Annotated in this window: 1 protein-coding gene; it reads right to left on the bottom strand. The window is 61.1% G+C overall.

Annotated elements, in window-relative coordinates; translation table 11 throughout:
* Positions 1-36 precede the first annotated feature (36 nt).
* A partial coding sequence (locus tag DDA93_RS16105; RefSeq protein ID WP_116779321.1) for an IS30 family transposase occupies positions 37-962 on the bottom strand: 926 nt, incomplete at its 5' end.

Below are 962 nucleotides of genomic sequence, written 5' to 3'. Positions count from 1 at the left end.
GGCTTGAATTCTAGGCATCGTCGCAACACCGGCTCGCTATGTGAGTTCCAGTAAAGCATGCAGGCGCTCTGCCGGGGTGTCCCAGCCCAGGGACTTGCGTGGCCGCTCGTTGAGTTCAGCGGCAACTGCTCGAAGATCTTCTGCGGTGTGGGTCGAGAGACTCGTGCTCTTGGGGAAGTACTGACGCAACAAGCCGTTGGTATTCTCGTTGCTGCCGCGCTGCCAAGGACTGCCGGCATCGCAGAAATAGACGTCCATGTCGGTCGCGACTTGAAACGAGACGTGTTCGGACATCTCGGCTCCTTGGTCCCAAGTTAGCGATCGTCGTAAGGCATCAGGGAGTCGGATCACGGTCTTCACCAGCCCATCGCGCACGGTTTCAGCGGTGTGGTCGTGCTCGAGGTGCACGAGCGAGACGAATCTGCTGGAGCGTTCAACAAGAGTTCCGATCGCCGATTGGTTCAGGGTGCCGGTAATGAGATCGCCTTCCCAATGTCCGGGCACTGCCCGATCGTCGGCCTCGGCTGGGCGCTCAGCGATGGAAATCATGGGATCCATGAAACGCCTGGTTCGGTGGGCGGAATCACGGCGAGGTTTCCTTCTTGTCCGCCCGCGGCGCATCGAGGCTGCTATCTCTCGTTTAAGTGCGCCCTGGCCCTGAATGTAGATCGCTTGATAGACCGTCTCGGTACTCACCCGCATCCTCCCGTCGTCGGGGAACTCCTTCACTATTCGGTGGCTGATCTGTTCCGGTGACCACCGCTTCCGAAGCTTCACCTCAACATAGGCGCGCAGAGCCCCCTCGTCGAGTTTGCGGGACCTGGGCCGCGGCCGGCGTGCTGCAGCGGTACGGTGCGCCGCATAAGGCAGGTAGCCGATCGTTAGGGAGGCGTTGCGCTCTAACTCTCGACTGATCGTCGACGGGCTGCGGCCCAGCACCCGGCTGACGGCACGCATCGACT

Source organism: Arthrobacter sp. Bz4 (genome assembly GCF_003075455.1).
In the GTDB taxonomy this organism is placed as follows: domain Bacteria; phylum Actinomycetota; class Actinomycetes; order Actinomycetales; family Micrococcaceae; genus Arthrobacter_D.
This window is presented reverse-complemented; position numbering and strand designations above follow the sequence as displayed.